The 22,587-nt window shown below is 46.4% G+C and carries 25 protein-coding genes and 1 riboswitch; of the genes, 1 reads left to right on the forward strand and 24 read right to left on the reverse strand.

The genetic code is table 11. The features are described 5' to 3' along the window. Positions 1 to 22: 22 nt before the first annotated feature. The 16 genes from BUA17_RS24090 to BUA17_RS24165 all read right to left on the reverse strand — a co-directional run bounded on the left by BUA17_RS24090 (position 23) and on the right by BUA17_RS24165 (position 15,392). The gene (locus BUA17_RS24090; protein WP_072735279.1) at positions 23 to 781 is read right to left on the reverse strand and encodes a peptidoglycan recognition protein family protein; all 759 of its coding nucleotides are present in this window, start codon (positions 779 to 781) and stop codon (positions 23 to 25) included. Next, a complete protein-coding gene (locus tag BUA17_RS24095; protein ID WP_244552219.1) occupies positions 781 to 1,206 on the reverse strand; it encodes a phage holin family protein in 426 nt (141 codons plus the stop codon). Before BUA17_RS24095 ends, BUA17_RS24090 begins: the two co-directional genes overlap by 1 nt. Positions 1,207 to 1,374: 168 nt before the next feature. Continuing rightward, positions 1,375 to 1,869 (reverse strand): GerW family sporulation protein, encoded by a 495-nt coding sequence (gene ytfJ, locus BUA17_RS24100; RefSeq protein WP_072735280.1) that lies wholly within the window; start codon positions 1,867 to 1,869, stop codon positions 1,375 to 1,377. Between the two features lie 283 nt (positions 1,870 to 2,152). Then, positions 2,153 to 2,884 carry a DUF2953 domain-containing protein gene (locus BUA17_RS24105; protein WP_072735281.1) on the reverse strand — a complete coding sequence of 244 codons (732 nt, stop codon included), beginning with the start codon at positions 2,882 to 2,884 and terminating at the stop codon, positions 2,153 to 2,155. A 190-nt stretch (positions 2,885 to 3,074) separates the two neighbouring features. Then, positions 3,075 to 3,737, reverse strand: a complete 663-nt coding sequence (scpB, locus tag BUA17_RS24110; RefSeq protein WP_063565745.1) for an SMC-Scp complex subunit ScpB — start codon at positions 3,735 to 3,737, stop codon at positions 3,075 to 3,077. Further along, positions 3,706 to 4,506, reverse strand: a complete 801-nt coding sequence (locus BUA17_RS24115) for a segregation and condensation protein A (protein WP_063565744.1) — start codon at positions 4,504 to 4,506, stop codon at positions 3,706 to 3,708. The genes scpB and BUA17_RS24115 overlap by 32 nt, the downstream gene beginning before the upstream one ends. Positions 4,507 to 4,608: 102 nt before the next feature. Then, positions 4,609 to 5,076 carry a 6,7-dimethyl-8-ribityllumazine synthase gene (ribE, locus tag BUA17_RS24120; RefSeq protein WP_072735282.1) on the reverse strand — a complete coding sequence of 156 codons (468 nt, stop codon included), beginning with the start codon at positions 5,074 to 5,076 and terminating at the stop codon, positions 4,609 to 4,611. Between the two features lie 86 nt (positions 5,077 to 5,162). Further along, positions 5,163 to 6,401, reverse strand: coding sequence for a bifunctional 3,4-dihydroxy-2-butanone-4-phosphate synthase/GTP cyclohydrolase II (locus BUA17_RS24125; protein ID WP_072735283.1), 1,239 nt, complete (start codon positions 6,399 to 6,401; stop codon positions 5,163 to 5,165). Positions 6,402 to 6,458: 57 nt separating this feature from the next. Next, on the reverse strand, positions 6,459 to 7,127 hold the full coding sequence (gene ribE, locus BUA17_RS24130; RefSeq protein ID WP_063565741.1) for a riboflavin synthase: 669 nt from the start codon (positions 7,125 to 7,127) through the stop codon (positions 6,459 to 6,461). 40 nt (positions 7,128 to 7,167) lie between these two features. After that, positions 7,168 to 8,271 (reverse strand): bifunctional diaminohydroxyphosphoribosylaminopyrimidine deaminase/5-amino-6-(5-phosphoribosylamino)uracil reductase RibD, encoded by a 1,104-nt coding sequence (gene ribD / locus BUA17_RS24135; protein WP_063565740.1) that lies wholly within the window; start codon positions 8,269 to 8,271, stop codon positions 7,168 to 7,170. 359 nt (positions 8,272 to 8,630) lie between these two features. Beyond that, positions 8,631 to 8,794, reverse strand: a riboswitch (FMN riboswitch). 146 nt (positions 8,795 to 8,940) lie between these two features. Further along, positions 8,941 to 9,372 carry a peptidylprolyl isomerase gene (locus BUA17_RS24140; RefSeq protein ID WP_072735284.1) on the reverse strand — a complete coding sequence of 144 codons (432 nt, stop codon included), beginning with the start codon at positions 9,370 to 9,372 and terminating at the stop codon, positions 8,941 to 8,943. A 222-nt stretch (positions 9,373 to 9,594) separates the two neighbouring features. Continuing rightward, positions 9,595 to 10,926 carry a diaminopimelate decarboxylase gene (gene lysA, locus BUA17_RS24145; RefSeq protein ID WP_063565739.1) on the reverse strand — a complete coding sequence of 444 codons (1,332 nt, stop codon included), beginning with the start codon at positions 10,924 to 10,926 and terminating at the stop codon, positions 9,595 to 9,597. A gap of 104 nt (positions 10,927 to 11,030) precedes the next feature. Then, positions 11,031 to 12,638 (reverse strand): spore germination protein, encoded by a 1,608-nt coding sequence (locus BUA17_RS24150; RefSeq protein ID WP_063565767.1) that lies wholly within the window; start codon positions 12,636 to 12,638, stop codon positions 11,031 to 11,033. 86 nt (positions 12,639 to 12,724) lie between these two features. Continuing rightward, positions 12,725 to 13,147, reverse strand: a complete 423-nt coding sequence (locus BUA17_RS24155; protein ID WP_063565738.1) for a stage V sporulation protein AB — start codon at positions 13,145 to 13,147, stop codon at positions 12,725 to 12,727. Then, on the reverse strand, positions 13,134 to 13,790 hold the full coding sequence (locus BUA17_RS24160; RefSeq protein WP_072735285.1) for a stage V sporulation protein AA: 657 nt from the start codon (positions 13,788 to 13,790) through the stop codon (positions 13,134 to 13,136). The genes BUA17_RS24155 and BUA17_RS24160 overlap by 14 nt, the downstream gene beginning before the upstream one ends. Before the next feature lie 690 nt (positions 13,791 to 14,480). Further along, complete coding sequence (locus tag BUA17_RS24165; RefSeq protein ID WP_072735286.1) at positions 14,481 to 15,392, reverse strand: AraC family transcriptional regulator; 912 nt, start codon at positions 15,390 to 15,392, stop codon at positions 14,481 to 14,483. A 109-nt stretch (positions 15,393 to 15,501) separates the two neighbouring features. On the opposite strand from BUA17_RS24165, the gene BUA17_RS24170 reads away from it, so the two are divergent. After that, entirely contained in the window at positions 15,502 to 16,434 is a 933-nt protein-coding gene (locus tag BUA17_RS24170; protein WP_072735287.1) for a DMT family transporter, read from the forward strand. An 88-nt stretch (positions 16,435 to 16,522) separates the two neighbouring features. Here the strand turns inward: BUA17_RS24170 and sigF are convergent, their stop codons facing one another. From sigF to BUA17_RS24210, 8 genes are all read right to left on the reverse strand, one after another. Further along, positions 16,523 to 17,278 carry an RNA polymerase sporulation sigma factor SigF gene (sigF, locus tag BUA17_RS24175; RefSeq protein WP_024630954.1) on the reverse strand — a complete coding sequence of 252 codons (756 nt, stop codon included), beginning with the start codon at positions 17,276 to 17,278 and terminating at the stop codon, positions 16,523 to 16,525. A 14-nt stretch (positions 17,279 to 17,292) separates the two neighbouring features. Then, positions 17,293 to 17,748 (reverse strand): anti-sigma F factor, encoded by a 456-nt coding sequence (spoIIAB, locus tag BUA17_RS24180; protein ID WP_053784445.1) that lies wholly within the window; start codon positions 17,746 to 17,748, stop codon positions 17,293 to 17,295. Continuing rightward, positions 17,745 to 18,098, reverse strand: a complete 354-nt coding sequence (spoIIAA, locus tag BUA17_RS24185) for an anti-sigma F factor antagonist (RefSeq protein ID WP_036663380.1) — start codon at positions 18,096 to 18,098, stop codon at positions 17,745 to 17,747. The genes spoIIAB and spoIIAA overlap by 4 nt, the downstream gene beginning before the upstream one ends. Before the next feature lie 143 nt (positions 18,099 to 18,241). After that, a complete protein-coding gene (locus tag BUA17_RS24190) occupies positions 18,242 to 19,363 on the reverse strand; it encodes a D-alanyl-D-alanine carboxypeptidase family protein (RefSeq protein ID WP_244552225.1) in 1,122 nt (373 codons plus the stop codon). Positions 19,364 to 19,668: 305 nt separating this feature from the next. Further along, the gene (locus BUA17_RS24195; RefSeq protein WP_063565732.1) at positions 19,669 to 20,493 is read right to left on the reverse strand and encodes a purine-nucleoside phosphorylase; all 825 of its coding nucleotides are present in this window, start codon (positions 20,491 to 20,493) and stop codon (positions 19,669 to 19,671) included. Positions 20,494 to 20,672: 179 nt separating this feature from the next. After that, positions 20,673 to 21,563 carry a tyrosine recombinase gene (locus BUA17_RS24200; RefSeq protein WP_064636791.1) on the reverse strand — a complete coding sequence of 297 codons (891 nt, stop codon included), beginning with the start codon at positions 21,561 to 21,563 and terminating at the stop codon, positions 20,673 to 20,675. Between the two features lie 73 nt (positions 21,564 to 21,636). Further along, complete coding sequence (locus BUA17_RS24205; protein ID WP_024630960.1) at positions 21,637 to 21,879, reverse strand: DUF4227 family protein; 243 nt, start codon at positions 21,877 to 21,879, stop codon at positions 21,637 to 21,639. A gap of 157 nt (positions 21,880 to 22,036) precedes the next feature. Beyond that, positions 22,037 to 22,504 (reverse strand): ferric iron uptake transcriptional regulator, encoded by a 468-nt coding sequence (locus tag BUA17_RS24210; protein ID WP_063565729.1) that lies wholly within the window; start codon positions 22,502 to 22,504, stop codon positions 22,037 to 22,039. Between the last annotated feature and the right edge of the window lie 83 nt (positions 22,505 to 22,587).

The following is a 22,587-nucleotide window of genomic DNA, read 5'->3' on the forward strand; positions in this document are numbered from 1 at the left end:
CTTTTTCAGTTCGTGGCTTATCTCATGCTTTTTTGCGTCTTCGTTCATCAATCAGAACCTTCAACATGAGCAATTCCCCGTAGGTCAGCTTCTTCTTGCGTACTTTCTCCACCCATGCCCATTCGTCAATGATTTTGTCGTTATAGGCATCTCCTATGTATTTATCAAGTTCATTCCATGTCCATTGAGCATAATCCAGCACTTTATTCATATCATCTTCATCCTCCGTGACCACTTCTTCCTTCAGTGGATTCAATTTAGAATTGACTGCTTGCTTAAACCTTTCATATTCCCCAGGGGTTTTGATCCAAGGTAGTGGGCATTCCTTCCACCCGACAACTTCTTTATGCGTAAAAAACACATTGGGAAAGCCACGTTCTCTAATCAGATATACTGCCAGCTCTACAACGTTATTAAATGTATCCTCATGAATGCTACCATCCTTCTCAATGCACATTTCAATACCCACCGTACTATTGTTGGGATACGTTCCAAGACGGGCCACAGCTTCCTTTGTGTAAGTCTCGCTACCGCAATGGTATGCAAGTTCATCATCTGGAAGACTGTTATAAATGGAGGTTCGATCTACAGAATAATGTGCACTTGCATAACGACCGTTTCCAACTTGCTGTGCTAAACTTGCGAAATATGTACTGATGTTTTTGGCTGAGGCTCCTGGGGAAGCGGTATAATGCATAACAATTCCTCGTTTAGCTTTCAGTTTCATTCCCGCTCGACTGTACTTATTAACAGGTATGTAGTCCGTTGTGATTGGAAGCATTATATCTTCTCCTTGCTTTCAGCTTGATTATCTTCCTCACCCCGAAGCTTGAAAAGAGCAGAAGTGATAAATTTCGGGACGGGAAGTCCCAATTTCCCCATATTCTCAAGAATGCTTATTCCTTCAGTACCGATGATAAACATCAGCATGGCATCTCTCATAAAGTCATTCGAATTGCCAGCAACAATATCCAGTTGATGAGCAATAATAACGAATACAAATGTTAATGACTTACGGGCAAGTCCCCACCATCCGACCCTGCTGGAAAGTTCTTTTTTGTACCATGCAGATAACACACCTGTGATGTAATCGAGCCCCACAAAAATCGTTACTGCAATAAATAGGTGATCCATCCCTCCAACCAGGTACACCATGGCAGACAATAGCCATCCAAATAAAACGGTAAAAATCGTATCTCTTTGCAATTTACCTTCCCCCTTCAACATCTTTTTCATGTTTAGGTTAGGCGAAACAAGGAGATAAGTCTCATTAGATATTGATCCCTTTGGATATACTCCCCCTGCATTCCACTAAGCAAACAGCAAAAATCCCTCTCGCACATGCTGCGGAAGGGATTTTAACCGAATCATTATTTAGCTGTACGTAGAAGGATCAGGTGTGACAGGAATGCTTGACTCTGCCGGTTGTGCTGTATTACGATTGCGGAACATGTCCTGGATTCTATCCATCACATATGGTGTGGAATCGATCAATTTCTCGAACAGATGCGTTGAGTTGTCAAGCGGTACGATGTGTACGCCCTGTTTGCCAACTACCAGGAACGCGATAGGACGAATGGATACGCCCCCCCCGCTTCCGCCTCCAAATGGTGAGGCAACCGATGCGGAGCTGGCATGTTCAGTGGTACTACTTCCGCTGCTCCCGCCGCTTCCACCTTTGCTGTTTCCATCATTTACATGAAAATCACTGCCACCCGCAGCGAATCCAAACCCCACTTTACTGATCGGCAAAATTACGGTACCATCAGGTGTTTCGACCGCATCGCCCACGATTGTATTGACATCCACCATGGCCTTGATATTTTCCATTGCGGTTTCCATTAAGCCTTGAATTGGATGATCTGACATTTAAATTCCCTCCAGTTTCAATTTAAGCTAGGTTTGATCTAACCATATCATCCCCAAACTTGAAGGGACTTATGTAAGCCAGCCATTTAACTAAACCTCAATACTACAAACCGCTGACTGGGCAAAATAAAATCCGGTAGTTGCAAGCAAACTATAGGAAATTTTCTCATACTCGGTTTCTTCTTAACTACCGAGTAGACCCAGCCAAGACGCATAGTTCCACCCCCGCCACCCCGCAATCATTTTAAATGAAAGGCGTATAACACAGGGACAGTACATACACTTAAATTTGCGATTTACTGTGTTGTTTCTTCAGCTTCAGCTTGCGTCTGCGCCGTTGTTCTTGTAAGAGTTTGAACCACATCCGCCATCCTCCCTCTACTTGAAGCACTCGGGTTAAGAGCGTAAGTCCTGCAATCATGACTGCTGAAATCCGGATCTTTAGTTTCCAATCCAGCTCGGTTTGGAACTCCATCTCGTCTTCCCACACCGGCACAACTTGTAACTTTGGCGTTTGTTCAAAACGGATTTGATAAGAGAGGTATCCAATGATGATCGACTTGATACTCCACACCCAACCGATGAGAACAGCCGTATATGCTGCGTCGCCGACGCCAACGCGAGTGGACCAGGACAAATGAGTCATATGTACACGAGTGAGTGTTTGCTTGATCCAGAGCTTTAATGCTTCCGTTGCCCTGAGCATGATTTTTACATCCTTAGCCCATTTTTTGACTTTACGTTTGTTAACACGCTCGCTGCTCTGGGCTTCTCCCCTCGAATGATTCATTCGCTGCTCCGTCTTCACCAGAAAACCTTCCTTCATATTACGAAAGACAATACTAGGAATTTCATAGTTAATACGCACAATGCCATATAACAGACGAACCGTAATCTTGGCATAATCATCATGATTGTGTTTCCTGAATGTAAAATGCACATGAACATACGAGATGAGGACTGCGACAAGAAGCAGTGCGATCAACAAGCCGATTCCTCCAAGCCAAATCCACACAGGCCTTACCTCCAAGCCCTCAATTCTTTTCTCGTCTAGTATGACACTCTATATAGGAAAAAATTCACGTCTGACCTGAAAATTCCATTTAATCTTTGAACGACTACCTTGCACTCCATTCCACATACCACGCCAAAAAAACCGGCACCCCGAAAGGGCAACCGGTTTTGGATCGATCCAGACTGCAAAGTTATGAGTTCGAAGGATCATCTTCGTTATTAATATCGTTTGCATTTGCATCATTCTCGAGATTTGCACTATCCAGGTCCAGGTCCACATGCTGCACATCCAATTTTTCAAAAAGCAGCTGTGTTTCTTCCTCCAGGTTCTCGGAATCTTCAAACAACCCTGGCTCCGGCAGATCTTTGAGCGAAGCCAAACCAAAGTAATCCAGGAAAGACTTGGTAGTGCCATATAGAATTGGGCGTCCAATGGCCTCAGCCCGTCCCACTTCCTGAATGAGATCCTTGTTCACAAGTGTATGAATGGCACGTTCGGATTTCACCCCACGGATCTCCTCAATCTCTACCCGTGTGATAGGCTGACGGTACGCCACAATAGCGAGCGTCTCCAACGCCGCCTGGGATAAAGAGGTACGTGCAGGTGAATAAGCCAATTTCTCAAAATAAGCCGCATGTTCCGGCAAGGTACCCAGTTGGACTACCCCTGCAATTTTAAGAATTTGTACGCCTCGTCCCTGCTTGGCAAATTCAGCGATCATTTCCTCAATCGCATCCGACACCAGTTCGGTTCGCTGATCCACGATTTCGGCGATTTGTTTGATGCTCAGACCTTCTTCTCCGGACAAAAACAGCAGGCCTTCAATAATCGATTTCAATTTCGGAAAATCCATGATTCTTTGTTTCCCCTCTCCACTCCATAACGATATCCTCAAACATCCGCTCCTGATAACAGACGATCTGCTTCATCTTCATCAGTTCCAGCACCGCCAGAAAAGTTACGACAATCTCGTGCCGATAAATTTGGTTATCCAGCAACTTGGAGAATAACAGCCTGCCTCCCGGTCCCATACTTTCCAACGCACCGATGACATCGCGAATACGATCCTTAACCGAGATTTCATCCCGATGGATCCGAGTTACGGTTGTCCGCTTCTCCGCCTTGCGCAGCGCCTTCTGGAAAGCCGCAATCAGATCCGAGGTATGCAAACCCTCGACCGGATTCGATTGTGCTTCTACAGGCATATACGGCCGCAAATCCTCGGGCTCTTTGGAGAAAATAAGGCTGCGTTCCCACTCCCGTTCGTGCAAGTGACGCGCAATTCCCTTGTATTTGCGATATTCAATCAGACGCGCAATCAGTTCTGCACGTGGATCATAATCTTCATCTTCCATATATGCATAATCCTCAAAGTCCTCGATTACCGGTGGTTTGGGCAGTAATAGTTTGCTCTTGATCGACAGAAGTGTTGCCGCCATTACCAGAAATTCACTCGTAATATCCAGCTCCAGCTCCTGCATCGAATGCAGATACGCCATATATTGATCGGTAATATCGCTGATGGGAATATCCTGGATATGAATCTCTGCCTTATCGATCAGATGAAGCAGCAGATCCAAAGGCCCTTCAAAAGTCTCCAGTTTGTATGTAACTACCGTCACTAGACGAATCCTCCCGCCAGAAAAATAAAAACCCCCGCTAAGCCGCCGAATCCGGTCTCCCGTTTTCGTCTGCGCAGAGCAGGGCACTATATTAAATAAGCACTATTTTAGCTGTTTCGTCAAGTTCGCCATTTCAATAGCGGCAGTAGCTGAATCCCAGCCTTTGTTTCCTGCCTTTGTTCCAGCACGCTCAATGGCCTGTTCAATATTCTCTGTTGTAACCAAGCCGAAGATTGTAGGTACGCCTGTTTTCAGGTTAATTGCGGCTACACCCTTAGCCATCTCATTGCACACATAATCATAATGTGTTGTTGAACCACGGATAACCGTCCCCAGCGTAATGACAGCATCATATTTTCCACTTTCAGCCATTTTTTGGGCAATCAACGGAATTTCAAACGCTCCTGGAACCCACGCTACATCCACTTCATCATCTTGTACACCATGACGTTTGAACGCATCCAGCGCTCCGCTGAGCAATTTGCTTGTAATGAACTCGTTAAAACGTCCTACGACCACTCCATATTTTAATCCTTCTGATACCAAATTTCCTTCAAAAAAGTGTGGCATTCAAGTCATCTCCCTAATTGTATTATATGATGTACGCAGCTGATCTTTGGAAACTAGTTCACCCTGTTTAACCTCAGAAAAGCTACTCAGTTTTTTTCTTCATTCTGCTCGATATCGTCGAACTTTAGCATATGGCCGAGCTTCGCCTGCTTCGTGTGCAAATAGACCGTATTGTCCTCGTTCTCTTCCATCTGAATGGCAACACGTTCCACCACTTCAAGTCCGTACCCTTCAAGTCCTTTAATTTTGCGTGGATTGTTGGTTAACAACCGAATTTGACGAACCCCTAGATCTTTGAGAATTTGGGCACCAATGCCGTAATCTCGAAGATCGGCAGCAAACCCAAGCTTCAGATTGGCATCCACGGTGTCCAGACCTTCCTCTTGCAGTTTGTAGGCTTTCAGCTTGTTGATCAGTCCAATGCCTCGTCCTTCCTGTCTCATATAGAGCAGGACGCCGTTGCCTTCGTCATGGATCTGTTTCAATGCTGCATCAAATTGTGGACCACAGTCGCATCGATGAGAATGGAATACATCCCCTGTGAGACATTCGGAGTGTACGCGGACCAATACAGGCTTCGATCCGTCAATTTCGCCTTTAACCAAAGCGACATGCTCCTTGTTGTCCACTGCATTTGTGTATGCCACCGCCTGGAATTCACCAAAGTCTGTTGGCATACGTACAGCTACTTCGCGTTTAACCAACTGTTCCTTCTCATTCCGGTACCGAATCATGTCCTGAATACTGATCAGCTTCAGATCATGCTTGCGGGCAATCTCCTGCAGATCTGGAAGTCTGGCCATCGTGCCATCTTCCTTGATCACTTCACAGATTACACCTGCCGGATAAGAACCGCACATAATGGCGAGGTCTACAGCTGCTTCCGTATGTCCCGCGCGTCTTAGCACACCGCCATCTTTGGCGATGAGTGGGAACATATGGCCCGGCTTGCGGAAATCTCCGCTTTTCGCTTCGGGATCAATTAGACCCTTGACTGTAATGGAGCGTTCATGAGCCGAGATGCCCGTTGTGGTATCTTTATGATCTACAGAGACGGTGAAAGCCGTCCCATGAAAGTCTGTATTTTGCTGAACCATAGGCTTTAGGTTGAGTTCATCGGCACGTTGCTGCGTAATGGGAACACACACCAAACCTCTGCCTTCGGTAATCATGAAATTGATCACTTCAGGTGTAGCCTTTTCCGCCAAAGCGATAAAGTCGCCTTCATTCTCCCGATCCTCATCATCCACCACAATAACCGGTTTACCCTGCATGAGATCGTAGATGGCTTCCTCAATAGAATTCAGAATGGATTTCTCTAACATAGGTCCCCCTCCAGTTTCCATTTCAATTTATATTTGTAGTTTATCAATTACGATTTGTTAAGCAAAGCCGTGATTAGCCAGGAAATCCTCACTGATACTTCGCGGCTTGCCCGCACCGGTCTCCTGATGTCCCTTACCATAGTGCAGCAGATGATCCACATATTTGCCCAAAATATCACACTCAATATTGATGGTATCTCCCGTCTTTTTCACATTTAATACGGTCTCACCAATGGTATGTGGAATAATGGATACAGTGAATGCGGTCTGTGAAGTATGCACAACGGTCAGACTAATTCCGTCCAGGGTTACAGACCCTTTGGGTATCAGATATTTGAACAGCTGCATATCGTCAGGTTTGATCTCGAAAACAATTGCATTCTGGTCACGTGTAATGCTGCCAATGACCCCAGTGCCATCGACATGGCCCTGAACGATATGCCCGCCAAAACGTCCACCTGACAGCATGGCTCGCTCCAGATTAACTTTGCTGCCGGATTGCAATTGACTAAGATTGGTATGTCGATATGTCTCGGGCATCACATCGGCAGTAAATCCGCCACCCTCCAGAGTTGTTGCAGTTAAGCATACCCCGTTTACAGCTACACTATCGCCAATCTTTAAGTCGTTCATGATGGCGGAAGCTCCGATATTCAGGACCATCGCTTCGCCTTTCCGACCTATCCGCCGGATCTGACCGACTTCTTCCACCAAACCGGTAAACATGCTACCGCCTCCTTTATTTATTTCATTATCGTTAATTCATTTATTCAGGCCAAACCGGAATTCCGCCAATGCTGATATTATCTCCAACTTGCTCAATTTCCAGCTGATGTAATTGAATCGCCTGACTCATGCGCTCTACACCCTCAAAGCGGAAACTGCCTGGTGTTTCGTATCCTCCGACAATTTTCGGAGCAATGAACATGAGCAGTCGATCTACCAACCGCGCTTCCAGCATGGACCCATTCAATGTTCCACCGCCTTCAAGCAGAATTGAACCAATCTCACGCTCACCGAGCTTGCTGAGTGCACTCAGTAGATCAACACGTGGTCCTGGACCACAACGTATAATCTCCACCCCATAGGCTTCCAGCCGCTCAGCCGCTTCAGGGCTCGCCTCATCTGTTGTAAGTACCCAGGTAGGTGCAAGGCCATCCTTGACCATTTTGGCGCCTACAGGCAGACGTAGCTTGGAATCGACCACGATTCGTACTGGGCTGATCCCTTCCACTTGCAAGCGAGTCGTCAGTTCGGGATTGTCTGCAATGACCGTTTCCACACCAACCATAATTCCTTGATGGCGATGGCGAAGCGCGTGTACAATCTCGCGAGCAGACTCGTTAGAGATCCATTTGCTGTCACCGCTACGCGTAGCAATTTTGCCATCCAGTGTAGAGGCCGTCTTCAAAGTTACAAAGGGGAGACCTGTTGTAATGTATTTGATAAATTTCTCGTTCATCCGTCTTCCGCGCTCACGCAGCACTCCAACTTCAACTTCGATCCCTTGTTGACGCAGCATGCTGATTCCTCTGCCGGATACTTGCGGATTCGGATCTTCGCAGCATACAACGACACGTTTCACTTTCTCATGAATGAGACGTTCGCTGCATGGTGGAGTCTTGCCATAATGGCTACAGGGTTCGAGCGTAACGTACACTGTACTGCCTTCAGCATCACTACCCGCCATGTTCAGCGCATGAACCTCTGCATGACCCGTTCCCCGTTTGAGATGACTTCCGAGGCCCACGATACGTCCTTCTTTTACAACGACACAACCGACTACCGGATTGATTCCGGTCTGTCCTTGTGCCCGTTCTGCCATATCCAGTGCTAGCGCCATATAAAATTCATCATTAATCATTTCCAAGTCCGTTCACCCCACGGTTAAAATCTTAAGTTATAGACCTCCCTTCCAACAGAGAGGCATGTTCCATATCCAATAAAAAATCCCCGTCGAACAAACCGTTCGATGGGGATGATGAGAGACATGTGTCACCAGCAGTACTATTGATACATTGCCAACAACACATCGCCCAAAACTTCATTTCAGGCAAGTGAAAGCAGACACATACCTTAATGAACTTCAATTACAGGTAAAGAGCTTCTATGATGTGGCATATGTATGAAGATTTCCGGAAGTAACCGGATTTCTCCCTGCACAGGAAATGAATTCGTCAAAAACTGTACAGCAACACTCCTGCGGAATGCGGCCCCTAAGGACTGCACCCTCTCCTTCTCCCATCCAGACTATACTGTCGGTTCTGGAATTACACCAGATCAGCCATCTGCCACAGGCAGACGGGTCACGGACTTTGCATCAATGCTGGATAGATATCCTCACATACTGCATCACCGCCGGTAGGGAATTACACCCTGCCCTGAAGGATTCGTTGCGTTATTAATTGGATGTTAGCACTTTAACGTCAAAAAATCAATTGTTTTTTGTTCCTTTTTGTCACATACTAACTTTTAATAAGCTTAAGTGTAAACAAAAACCGCTTCGCTAATTGCGAAACGGTTTACATACGTTTATTGATTAAGCTTCTACTACTTCAACTGTTTCCATTTTGTCGCGACCTTCAAAAGCGTCCACGAATTCCATACCTTTGGTTACTTTACCAAATACAGTATGTTGTCCATCCAAATGTGGTTGCGGTTGGTAGCAGATGTAGAACTGGCTTCCGCCTGTGTTACGGCCTGCATGAGCCATAGCCAAAGTTCCACGCTCATGTTTGTTCGGGTTGATTTCACAGTTAATTGTGTAACCTGGGCCGCCTGCACCGGAACCGTTAGGGCATCCACCTTGAGCTACAAAGCCCGGAATAACACGGTGGAATACAAGACCGTTGTAGAAACCGGAGTTAGCCAGTTTCTCAAAGTTTGCTACTGTGTTTGGAGCTTCTTGATCGAACAAATCGATTATAACTTCTCCGCCGTTTGCCATTTTGATTTTCGCTTGTTTCGCCATATGTAAATGACTCCTTTCGTATTGACCATCGTTAATGGTGCCAGAACGCATGACCCTGGGCCAAGCTTTATAGCACTTTTCTTAGTGTACACTGAAAATGGATTGATCGCAAAATAATAAGCAAGTTTTTTTCAAAATCCAGCCCTAAAGATGCAAAAGAAGACAAAAAAGGAGTGTCCTTTTTTGTCTTCTTCATATAGTGCTCCACTATTTGTTCTTTAATTAACGGGTAACTGGCTGTTTTGCAATACGCTCAGGTACGAGATCATTCTGGATGATGTCCTGATACGTCTCACGGCGTACCACTACATCCCCTTGACCGTCTTTGACAAACACAACTGCCGGACGACGAATCCGGTTGTAATTGCTTGCCATCGAGTAGTTGTATGCGCCTGTGCAAGCTACTGCGAGTAGATCGCCGCTTTGCACTTTAGGCAGGTCCAGATCCCAGATCAGCATATCGCCGCTCTCACAGCATTTACCAGCAACAGATACCGTTTCCTGAGCAGCCTCATTTGCACGGTTTGCCAATACAGCCTCATATTTGGACTCATACAGCGCTGGACGTGGATTGTCTGTCATTCCACCATCAACAGCTACGTATTTACGAACTCCTGGAATATCTTTGCTTGTTCCAACAGTGTAGAGCGTAGTTCCCGCTTCCCCTACGATGCTGCGGCCTGGTTCAACCCAGATCTCAGGCACGGCATAGCCGATTTGAGCAAAATGATTTTTCACCGCATCCGTGATGGCTTTCACGTATTGTGAAACTTCAAGCGGTGTATCTCCATCGATATAGCGGATACCGAAGCCACCGCCCAGATTAACCACTTTGAATGCCACGTTAAGACGCTCATACACATCTGCTGCAAACTCAGCAACGCGTTGAACTGCCATTTGGAAGCCTTCAACTTCGAAAATTTGGGATCCGATGTGTGAATGCACACCGAGCAATACCAGATTTGACTGCTTGGAAGCCAATTCAATGGCTTCAAATGCCGTTCCGTTCCCGATATCGAATCCAAATTTGGAATCCGTTTGTCCTGTCGAGATATATTCATGCGTATGCGCTTCAACACCAGGCGTCACACGAAGCAAAATGTTAACTTTGCGATTTTTGTCTGCGGCTACAGCTTGCAGCAAGTGCAGTTCATTGAAGTTATCCACAACGAAGCAGCCAATCTCTGCATCAAGCGCCATTTCGATCTCTTCCAGCGTTTTGTTGTTACCGTGGAAATGAATGCGTTCTGCCGGGAAACCGGCTTGAAGTGCCGTGAACAATTCACCGTCGGATACAACATCCAAGGAAAGTCCTTCTTCCGCAGCAAGGGCACACATCGCCATTACGCAGAATGCTTTACTTGCATAAGCAACCTGGAAACCCAGGCCTGAAGCACGGAACGCTTCCATATACTCTCTGCAGCGCTCACGAACCAATTGCTCGTCCACAACATACAGGGGAGTTCCAAATTGTTCTTTCAAGTCGGTTGTATCGACTCCACCAATTTCCAGATGTCCCTGTGCATTTATTTTACTTGTACCATGTAAATACATAATCTGCATTCCTCACTTTTTTATATACTGGAACAGCTGTTATTCCAATGATTTTACACCAGTATATCAAATTAGAAAATGAGAAGAATGGATTTTTCGGCAGATCATTTGTGTTTTTTACTTTTTTGCAGTTCCCCATCTGGATCACTGTCCATTTTGGTATTGTCACGCGTTTTGTTGATCGAAGGACGTTTTTTATTTTCCAACAGCGGCAAACGGAACAAAAAGTTACCCAAAGCCTTTGCATTAAACGGTATGAACGGCCAGAGATAAGAAGAGTTGTAGGAGCGATGCAAAGTGAGCGCCACGATAATGAACGTCGTCCCGACAACGAATCCAGGAACCTTGAATATCGCCACAGCAACGAGCAAAAACAATCTGACCAATCGATTAGCCAAACCAAGCTCATAACTGGGTGTTGCAAACATACCAATCGCGGCAATCGCCATGTAAAGTACCACTTCATTGACAAAATATCCTGTTTTTACGGCGATATCCCCGACTAAAATGGCCGCAATCAAACCCATGGCCGAAGCGAGTGGCGTCGGAGTATGGACTGCTGCCATCCGTAATAAATCCACCCCGAATTCAATAAGCAGGAACTGCAGAATCAGCGGGAGCTGGGCATTTTCATGAGGACCGATGAACTCCATTCCTGCTGGCTTAATGGCAGGGTCAATAACCATCAACAGCCATAGCGGCAACAGGAAAAGCGAAATCAGAATACCCCCAAATCGTACCCAGCGCAGATAGGTTCCCATAAAGGCGGTCTGTCTGTTCTCTTCCGCATGCTCACACAGGTCAAAAAAGGTCGTGGGCAGAATCATCACACTGGGTGAAGTATCTACAAAAACAACCACCCTTCCGTCCATCAAATGAGAAGCTGTCACATCCGGTCGTTCCGAATAACGAACCAACGGATACGGGTGCCAACCCTTGTTAATAATCGCTTCTTCAAGCTGTTTATCGGCAGCAGGGATGCCGTCGATATTTACTCGTTTGATTTTTTCACGAACGGAATCCACCTGAACCTTGTCCACGATATCGTCAATATATACAACACAGACATCCGTTTGCGATCTGCGTCCAACCTGCATAATTTCAAATTTTAATCCTGGGTCCCGTATTCTTCGGCGCACTAACGCCACGTTGGTCAGAAGTGTCTCCGTGAATCCGTCTCTTGAACCCCGCACCACTCTCTCCAGCGAAGGTTCCTCTGGGGAACGTACCGGATAGCTGCGAGTATCCATAATAATAACGGAACGATCCCCTTCGACAAACATGGCACTCATGCCAGTGAGGACCTTGTTGATGACGGCGCTCATTTTCTCCACTCGCTCAACTTGAATATGAGGAATGTAACATTCGAAATACGACTTCAGCGCATGTCCGGACACTTGCTCCGGTGTAAGATAGGTTAGCCTTTTTAGCACTTCAAGCAGAATCTCATCCTTTGCAAACCCAGTCAGTAGCAACAATCCAACATGTTTGCCACCCAAGACCATTTCCCTCATATTCACATCAAAGGACTCTCCAAGTCCCAACACTTGCTGAAGCGTATATTTGTTATCACTCATGCGAGGGGATATATCGTCGTTTTCCTGCCAATATTCTACCGATTCCTCGATACTGTCAGACATTTCATTTTGCTTCTTCTTTTCGTAAGCCTTCTTTTCTTCTTCCTCCTGAATCTCATAAGGAGATTTATGCATCTTCTCTTCGGATGTTGCTTCGCTGGATTCATGCCCGTCGTTGTCCGATCTTACGTCCATTTCCCATCCTCCTTAGGCCTAACGTTTTAACGCTGGTATACAAAAAAGTCAAACAGGGAGCCCGTCATCTTCCCCAAAATCATAGCAAGCAACAATCCAAACAAATACGATTTCATGCCCAGTCGTTTTGCCAGCACTGGCAGTACATTCAGCACTTCAGTCAGTGCCGCAGCAAGCAGACCGATGAACACACCGCAAAACAGTCCGATGATCGGGCTCAGCAACAGCGCTCCGTGTACCTTCCAGTGCCAAAAATCCGCAACAGTACCGAGCAGCGAACCCCCGATCAAGGCCCCTTCATACCAATGGGTTTTGTCATAAGTTCGCGTAAGTTGAGCTAATCTTGGGATCATATCAAGCACGAGAATAAGCGCAATCACACCGCTTCCTACAGCGATTCCCCCCGCAATGCCCAGCACAATGCTGATTGCTCCGTTAAGAACGCTCATCCGCATTCATCTCCCTGCGTTCCTCTTCATGCATACGTTCGGTTTCTTCAATCACTACATACTTGTCTACATTTTGCTGATATAGGAACATTTCCACTTCCAAAGGGGTAGGTTCTTCATTCCACTTTTTCTTGAATAAATGATTGAAGAACACAGCCATACCAAACCCGATCCCGAGAGAATACGCCACCTGAAACAGATACGGATGCTCATCCCGGCGGCCCGTAATCATCTCTACAATTCGAATCTGGACTTCCTGCATGTTTACGTCCGCATGAAAATTCATAATGGTCAATGCTGATCCAAAGAAAAGCAGCAGCCACACCAGGATGAACAGAGATTTGGAAGGCTTGCCACTTCCTACAACCACCTCAACAAGCGTATGACCCGATCCGATTAATTCAACGGTGACATCTGGCAAGGTTCGACGGATCTCGGGGATGATCTGCAATATATCAATGAGGATCAGATTGCCGTCCTCCGGTTCGGGGCGCAGCAATTCAAGCTCAAGCAGCCTTCCTTCCTGTTCTTCGGGAGAGGTGAGCAAGTGAGCTACATCTCCAAGCTTGACACTTCGGCCTCTTTGGATGCGAATACGGCTGCGCAAACGAACATAGACCGTTGGAGTGGGTGTCAGGGACATCCGGAACACTCCTTTACTGCGTAATTTAGGTTAGTATTTGAAGAATGTGCAAATTTATTACATTTTGGTTGGAAAAAGGTTGTGTGGACCCTGCGGGCGCTTCGGGATGGATCGGCCATCGGTCGCTGTTGCTCTCAGGTTAGTAAGGGAACTACACGCAGGCACTCCAGCTGCAGACCAACCTTCCGATCGCTGTTGTCTCCAAATTTTTTTGATTTATTTCTAAATGTTAGAAATTTGGAGACAGTGTATACTTTCGAAGTAGCTTTCTTTCAGAAAGCTTTTAGGCGAACGCTTCGCTTCTTCAGGTCTAATCTGCCGCCTACGTTGCTTGTGTGTATCCTTAGACGAGCCCTCACGCTTCGCTCCTTTGTCCGATTCCATCCCTCCGCTGCACGGGTCCCTTTTTTCCAAAGGGTTGCAATAAATGTGCATGGAGGCGGTAGTAGGAGATTTAATAGCTGACTTAATTACAGCCTTTTCTCTATTACATTTCTTTTATGACTAATGCACAAAAACAAAAAAAGCCGCTAATATAGCGACTTATTGAGATGAGAAAATCTTATGTATTGAATGGTAAGAAACTTGGGGATCAGGTATCTTTGGGGAACGGATGGAAATAGCGCATATAAACAAAAACAAAAGCCGTGATTATCAGCAGCACGGATAACAATACTTTCATTTTTTTGTTCAATGTTCAATCCCCTCCTTAATTCTCAACTCCACTTCTCTTCTGAACTTTAACGGGGTGATTTGCATGGTTTTACGAAACTGATGGATAAAATAGCTCGTGCTATTAAAACCAACTTCATAAGCAATCTCGGTAATACTACGTTCTTGGAGTTGCAACAACTCCACACTTTTTTGAATTCGATAATCAATAACATACTGCATGGGTGTTGTCTTCAACATTTGTTTGAAATAACGACATGTTTCCGAGCGGCTTAACTGACCGGCCCTCGCAATGTCCTCCAATTGGATTGGTTCGGCGAAGTGCAGGTGAATCCATTCGACCATATCCTTCATTCGCCTGCTTCTGACGATTTCGGATGGATCATATTCCAGCGCGTATCCACTTGTAATCAGATGTTTCCATATCATCAAAAGGCTTGAAGCCACATTCATTTCGTAAAATGGAGGCTGCTCATCCAAATCCTTTTTAACATGCCGGATGGCGTCGAGGACTTGAGCTCCCCATGAAATTTCCCTTTTGATATAAAGATAAGGTAAATTGGTTGCTGAGATATAAGGATGAACATACTTCAAATATAACTCGGATGGCACAACAAAATGCGGAGAGACATTTAGACAAAGATAAATACAATTATCCTTCTTACACCGTTCCTCTGCCATGTGCATGCAACCACTGTTGATAAACAGCCCGTCGCCTTGCGGCACAATGACCTTTTGATCATTCACATAAAAAAGAGCTTCGCCCTGGACAACCAAGACAAACTGCAATTCATCATGCCAATGCAAAGGAATATGCCCGTGAACATTGCGTACAATTGTGGTTTCATAACACGCCACAGGCAATATAACTGTACGATGCTCCGTCAGTTCCCTCCCGTTTTTATCAATTTCAAATTCTATCTTAAGCATATTCTCTCATCTCAATATAATGATATTTATCTGTGCGATATTGATATTATTATAACCTATTTCGTTTTAATATAGCACTATTCTTATATTTAAGGTGAGGGCGCTATTCATGAAAATATCTATTCAAAGATCTAGAAAATCAGGCCTATTCTTCGTTCTTACAGGTGCGATATGCTGGGGCATTGGCGGAACAGTTTCACAAAAACTGTTTCAACAATACGGAATTGAAGTCAACTGGTTTGTAACGGTTCGACTGCTGATTGCGGGTATACTGCTTCTGACGGTTCAATCCTTTACAACAAGGCGCTCGCAAATTTTCGATATGTGGAAGCAGAAAAAAACAGCCTTGCAGCTAATCATTTTCGGATTATTCGGGATGCTCGCTGTTCAATATACGTACATGGCGTCTATTCAACATGGCAACTCCGCTGTGGCGACACTACTTCAATATCTGTCACCAGTCATGATCATGGTCTATATGATCTGGCGAAAACAGGCTGCTCTAACCAGAAAGGATGTTGCATCAGCGATTCTGGCTCTGAGCGGGTGTTTTCTCCTGCTGACCAATGGTTCTCTCTCCCAATTGTCTGTGCCTTTACCCGCAGTATTGTGGGGGTTGTTATCCGGAGTTGCCGCTGCCTTCTATACCCTCTACGCCGTGAAACGGATTGAAAAGTTTGATTCACTTGTTGTGGTAGGCTGGGCAATGATTATCGGAGGCGCTGCGCTGAGTCTCATCCACCCACCGTGGAAAATGGACTTTGCTAGCTTGCGTTTGGAAACCTACGGATATTTGGCCTTTACCATTATTTTAGGGACAATGATTGCATTCTGGTTCTATATCGAAAGTTTAAAAAGCCTGTCAGCCAAAGAAACGAGTTTAATGGGAAGCGCGGAGCCGCTTGCTGCCGTTGGCACCACTGTTATCTGGTTGCATGAACCCTTCGGGATATTTCAATGGCTGGGAACCGCATGTATCATTGGATTGATATTATTGTTGCAGTCGAATCGCCCCAAACCCATTCAGGTCAACGACAAATAACCTTCTTCGCATATTAATGCGCGATAGAAGGTTGTTAGTTGTCGTATATTGGTGGTTTAACACCCATATTGTTGTCAGCAATCCAAAATCACTGTGCGATCTGGTCGCGGATGGATTGAAGTATTTTTTTCTCCAGTCGTGACACCTGCACCTGGGATATACCCAGCCTGCTAGCGACCTCGGACTGGGTCTGATCCCGGTAATACCGGAGGTATACAATCAGCCGTTCCCTTTCGCTGAGACCGCCAATCGCTTCGTTTAGCGCAAGTTTGTCAAACCACCGTTCCTGAGACTCATCGGCAATCTGGTCCATTAGTGTAATCGGATCGCCGTCATTCTCAAACACCGTCTCATGTATGGAGGTCGGCGGTTTGTTGGCTTCCTGAGCAAATACAACTTCCTCTGGGGTTACCCCCAACTCCGCGGCTACTTCCTTAATCGTTGGAAGACGGTCGAGGTGTTTGGAGAGTTCATCCCTTTTTTTGCGGACTTTATTCGCCATTTCCTTGAGCGAACGACTGACCTTAAGCGTGCCGTCATCCCGCAGGAAGCGCTGAATTTCTCCGATAATCATCGGGACAGCATAGGTGGAGAATTTCACATCATAACTGAGATCGAATTTATCCACCGATTTGAGCAGCCCGATACAACCAATCTGGAACAGATCTTCCGGCTCATATCCCCTGTTCATAAAACGTTGTACGACGGACCAGACGAGTCTGATGTTGCAGTTCACCAGCGTATCCCGTGCGACATGGTCACCCGACTGACTGAGCGCAATCAGCCGTTTGACCTCGGCATCGTCCAAATAGGTCTGTGAAGACTGTTTCACTTCAGCATCCATAAGACTACCAACCCCTAATTATACAATGCTTTCTTGGATTCAATCCTTTTCTTCATCTTGATGGAGGTGCCTCTGCCGGGCTCACTGCTGACTTCGAATTCATCCATGAAGTTTTCCATAATGGTGAAGCCCATGCCCGAGCGCTCAAGTTCGGGTTTGGACGTATACAGCGGCTGTTTGGCAAGTTCAAGATCTTCGATGCCTTCACCACGGTCTTCCACAATGATGGTAATCATGTCATCCCGAATCTCGGCTTGAATGGACACGACACCTTCCGCATTGTTGTTGTATCCGTGGATGATGCTGTTCGTTACGGCTTCCGAAATGACCGTCTTCAGATCGCTAAGCTCGTCCATCGTAGGATCAAGCTGGGAGATGAAGGCAGCAACCGTCACCCGTGCGAACGATTCGTTCTCCGACTTGGCCGCGAATTGCAGATTCATGAAATTTGTCCCCGTTCCTTCATTCATGAGACGACCTCCAGACCCGAGAGAGCAGTTCCCTCATTTTCGTAAATCGGCATAATCTTGAACAAACCTGACATTTCCAGCAAACGATACACTGGCGGATTGACATCACAGACAACCATCTTGCCGCCTTTATTCTTAATGAGCTTGTATCTACCCAAAATGACACCCAGACCCGAACTATCCATGAATTGCAGATCTTTCAGGCTAAGTACCAAATGCTCGCATTGTCTGCGCTGGATAGCTTCATCCATCTGCATCCGTACCATGTCAGCTGTATGGTGATCCAGCTCCCCGGATAATCGCACAATCAGAATCCCGCGGTGATGTTCCATTTCCACATGCAAGTTCACGTTTGCTCACTCTCCTCCCTGTCTTGAACAAGGATTTCTACGTTCCCGAAGGCTTTTCCTGCCCCCCGACAAAACTAGAAGAAAACCCCTAATTAACTACAAAATACGTTCAAAGGATGCACGCATCCTGCATAAATCGCCGTTTAATCGAACAGTTTGGAGGTTGTGCGTTTGAACAGCTTCCACCAGCCAGCCTTGTCCACACCCTGCGGAGCCTGAATGTCGAACTCCTTGATGACTTCATTGCCCTGGTAGACGACTAGTTTACCTACACTCTGACCTGCTTTGACCGGAGCTTTCACTTCTTTTGCCATCAGCAATTCATGACGGATCTCATCCGATTTCGCACCTTTGCGCATCAGAACACTATAATTTTGTGTTGCATTCAGCGCCAATTCGGCTACTTCACCTTTTTCAATTTTCAGACTTCCCAGCAGATCTCCTGACTTGTACAGGGCTTTCATCGTGTATTGCCCAAAAGCATAGTCAAACATCGAGGAAACTTCACTGTTCCGTGTTTTGGTATTGGGTTCTCCGAGAACAACCGCGACCGTACGCAGCCCATCCTTCATCGCTGTAGCCGAGAGACAAAACTTGGCTTCGGAAGTGTATCCTGTTTTCAACCCATCGGCACCGGAGTAGAAACGAACCAACTTGTTCGTATTCACCAGCCAGAATGGCTTCTCGCTATCTTTACGAAGGTAGTCCTGGTATGCACCGGTATATTTCGTAATCCCCGGATGCTTCAGCAGTTCACGGCTCATAACCGCAATGTCATGGGCCGAAGAATAATGGTTATCCACCGGCAGACCGTTACAGTTGGAAAAATGAGTATCCTTCATTCCGAGTTCCTTCGCCCGCTCATTCATCAGTTGTACAAAGGCTTCCTCCGAACCGGCAATTTTCTCAGCCATCGCTACAGAGGCATCATTACCGGAAGCCATAGCAATACCTTTTAACATATCGTCGACCGTCATCTCTTCCCCAGGTTCCAGAAAAATCTGTGATCCACCCATGGATGCGGCATATTCACTCGTTCTCACTTTATCCGTCAGCTTCAGCTTGCCAGAGTCGACCGCTTCAATGGTGAGCAGCATGGTCATAATCTTCGTAATGCTCGCCGGAGGCAGCTGATCATGACTGTTTTTTTCAAAAATGACCGTGCCCGTATCAGCATCCATCAAAATGGCGGAGCGTGCCGACGGGGCCAAATCGGTTCCCCCCGCTGCTTTGGGAGTTTCTTCAGCCAGCGCGGTTGATGCCATCAGGGGCAGCAGGATACAAAGGGTCATGAACGATGCCATTATTCGTTTCTTCACTAGGGTTACCTCCTCAAATGACTTGCTTACTGCATGTTCCATGCATGTACTGCTAATCATTGTCGGCCCGATTGAAGTAAATTATTCCATGTAAAGAATGATTTCCCGAACTTTTTATGTAATTCGTTTGAAACACAAAAAACGAGCCTGACACTCAATGGATGAGAAAGCTTGCCCGTTAAGGAAATAAAAAAAAGACAATCTGCCCCAATGAATCACATTAGGGTAGATCGCCTCTTCTTATTGATCAGTTACATTTGTGGAATAACAGCCAGCACAAGGGCCAGGAACGATTCACGAACACGTTCTGTCGTCTCCATAACCTCATCATGCGACAACGGCTGGTCCAGAATGCCGGCAGCCATGTTGCTGATACAGGAGATACCGAGTACTTCTATGCCGGCGTGGCGTGCCACGATGACTTCAGAAACGGTAGACATGCCGACAGCATCCGCACCCAGCGTACGCAGCATCACGATCTCAGCTGGTGTCTCGTAGTTTGGACCAAGCATACCTGCGTATACACCTTCACGTACATCAAAACCTTGTGACGCGGCTGTATCCTTCGCCAGCGCACGCAGACGGCGGCTGTACGCTTCGGACAGATCCGGGAAGCGCACACCCAGTGCGGAGTCATTCGGTCCGATTAATGGATTCTTGCCTGTGAGATTCAGATGATCCGAGATCAGCATCAGGTCACCCGCCTCATAAGAGGTATTCACGCCACCTGCAGCGTTCGTTACGAGCAGCGAAGTTACGCCCAGTTCTTTCATAACACGTACCGGGAAGGCAGTCAGTTCCGGACCATATCCTTCGTACATGTGGAAACGCCCTTTCATCATGACGACCGGACGGCCTTTGATGGTTCCCACCAGCAATTCGCCCTCATGTCCCTCTACTGTGGACACCGGAAAATGCGGAATATCCTGATAGGCGATGCTTACGCCATCTTCAATTAATTCTGCCAAAATGCCAAGTCCTGAACCTAAAATCAAACCGACTTCCGGTTTAATGGAACTTTTGCTTTGGATGTAAGATGCCGCTTCCAAAATCATCTGTTGGTTTAATGCTGTCATAAGATGTTCCCCCTTGAGTTGAAACGATCCGTCTGTATCCGCAAATGACATCAATGGAAACTACACGCTGAAATGATGCATTCGCTTATGTATAACGGCGTTTAAATGTATTCAATTTATTTTATCCTAAATCGGACTATTGTTCCGCATTTTTTTGCAAATTTGTATCCAAGTACAAACTATTTTGCCCGCGGATGATGAGATTCATATATCTCTTTCATCGTTTTGCGACCATGATGCCCATACTGTTGCCCAGGCTGCTCCACATGACCGAGCATGTCCTGTACCGCACGGGTATCTGCCCCACTGGCAATCAGGTGAGCAGCAAAGGAATGACGCAGCGTATGTGGTGTGATTTCACCCGAGATTCCTGCATCCATCGCTGCTTTTTTGAGCAGCTTCCAGAAGCCTTGCCGGGTTAATCGTCTACCGGATACGTTGACAAAGAGAGCCTGCTCGTCCGTCTCATTTTTGATTAGCAGGTTACGGTACTCGTTCACATAAACACTTGCCCACTCTGCTGCAGGCGCACCGATTGGCAAAATTCGTTCTTTACCGGCACCTCCACAGCGGATAAAGCGCATGCCTGGCTGTACGTCCCGCACATCCAGTGCAATCAGTTCGGATACACGAATGCCTGTCGCATATAATAACTCCAGCATGGCCCGGTCTCGCACCCCTTGCGGTGAACGGGTATCGGGGGACGCGAGCAGCAATTCGATCTCTTGGATGGTTAACACCTGTGGTGGTGTCTTGTCTGCTTTTGGAGCCTCCACATCAAACGTAGGGTCCTGTAATATGTCACCACGCCGCATCAAAAAATGAAAATAGGAGCGCAGGGATACAACGCTGCGGGCAATGGTTGCATTCGCACGTCCTGCCTGTTTCTGCTGACCTACAAACAGGATAACATGCGTCCGGCGCACCTGCTCCGCTTCCCGGATACCGTATTCTTTATCCGCAAATTCGATGAACTTGTCCACGTCCCGAAGATACGATTCCAGCGTGCTGCTCGACATCCCTTTATCCTCTTCCAAGTATAAGGCATAGGCGTGTATCGTCTGCTTCATGCACAACGCTCCTCATCTGACAGGACTGCCACACGGGCAACCTGCTTCCGTATTTGCATCCCTGGCTGTCCAGCTACTCTCCGTACCAATAGAATAAACGGAGACGCTCTGCCATTGTAGGACGTCCTTCCCCGTTACTTGGCCAAACCGTTTCCTGAAATACTTTAACCGCATTTCCTGTTGGCATCTGATATTGGTCCACAGGTGAGATCCATCCGTTGAACAAATCCAGGACATGATAGAACAGATAAACTAATGCAGCAAAAAATACGATAAATCGAATAAAACGGAGCCCTCTCCGCAGCGATATAATCATGGGTTGTACCCCTTTCTGGTTCGAATCCGACTCGTCTAGAATCAGGGTATGTTAACGAACACAGGAATATGACATTCAGGGTAAACCTCACATCACACGCTGGACCAAAAAAGCTCTCCCGTCAAAACCGCCGGTGAGAGCTTGAAGATATGCTATGTTATTCTTCATCTTTGGGCTTCTGGTCATTTTTAGCTTTGCAACGGTAACAAATCCCATGGAAATCCAGTCGGTGATCTACTACCGAAAAGTTAAATTCCCGCTCCAGTCGCTCTTCAAGCGGTCCAAGCCAGTCTTCACGTATTTCATCCATACTTCCGCATTGAACACAGATTAAGTGATGATGGTGATGCTTGGATGTATCTCCGCGTAGATCATAACGCGCTACACCGTCGCCGAAGTTGATTTTCTCTACAACATGCAGCTCACTCAGCAGTTCGAGGGTACGGTACACGGTTGCGAGACCGATTTCGGGAGCCTTTTCTTTCACGAGCATGAATACGTCTTCTGCGCTCAGATGATCTTCTTCATTCTCAAGAAGTACTCTTAAGGTGGCTTCCCGCTGGGGCGTTAATTTATATCCTTGGGACTGTAGTTGCTGCTTAATTTTATCGATCCGTGCTTCCATTTTCTCCCTCCCCCTAGGAAATCACTGCACACTGCAACTTAACCCACTTCTTTCATTATAGGGGGAGTACATAATTAAAGTCA

Source organism: Paenibacillus sp. ov031 (assembly GCF_900143165.1).
GTDB lineage: Bacteria > Bacillota > Bacilli > Paenibacillales > Paenibacillaceae > Paenibacillus > Paenibacillus marchantiae.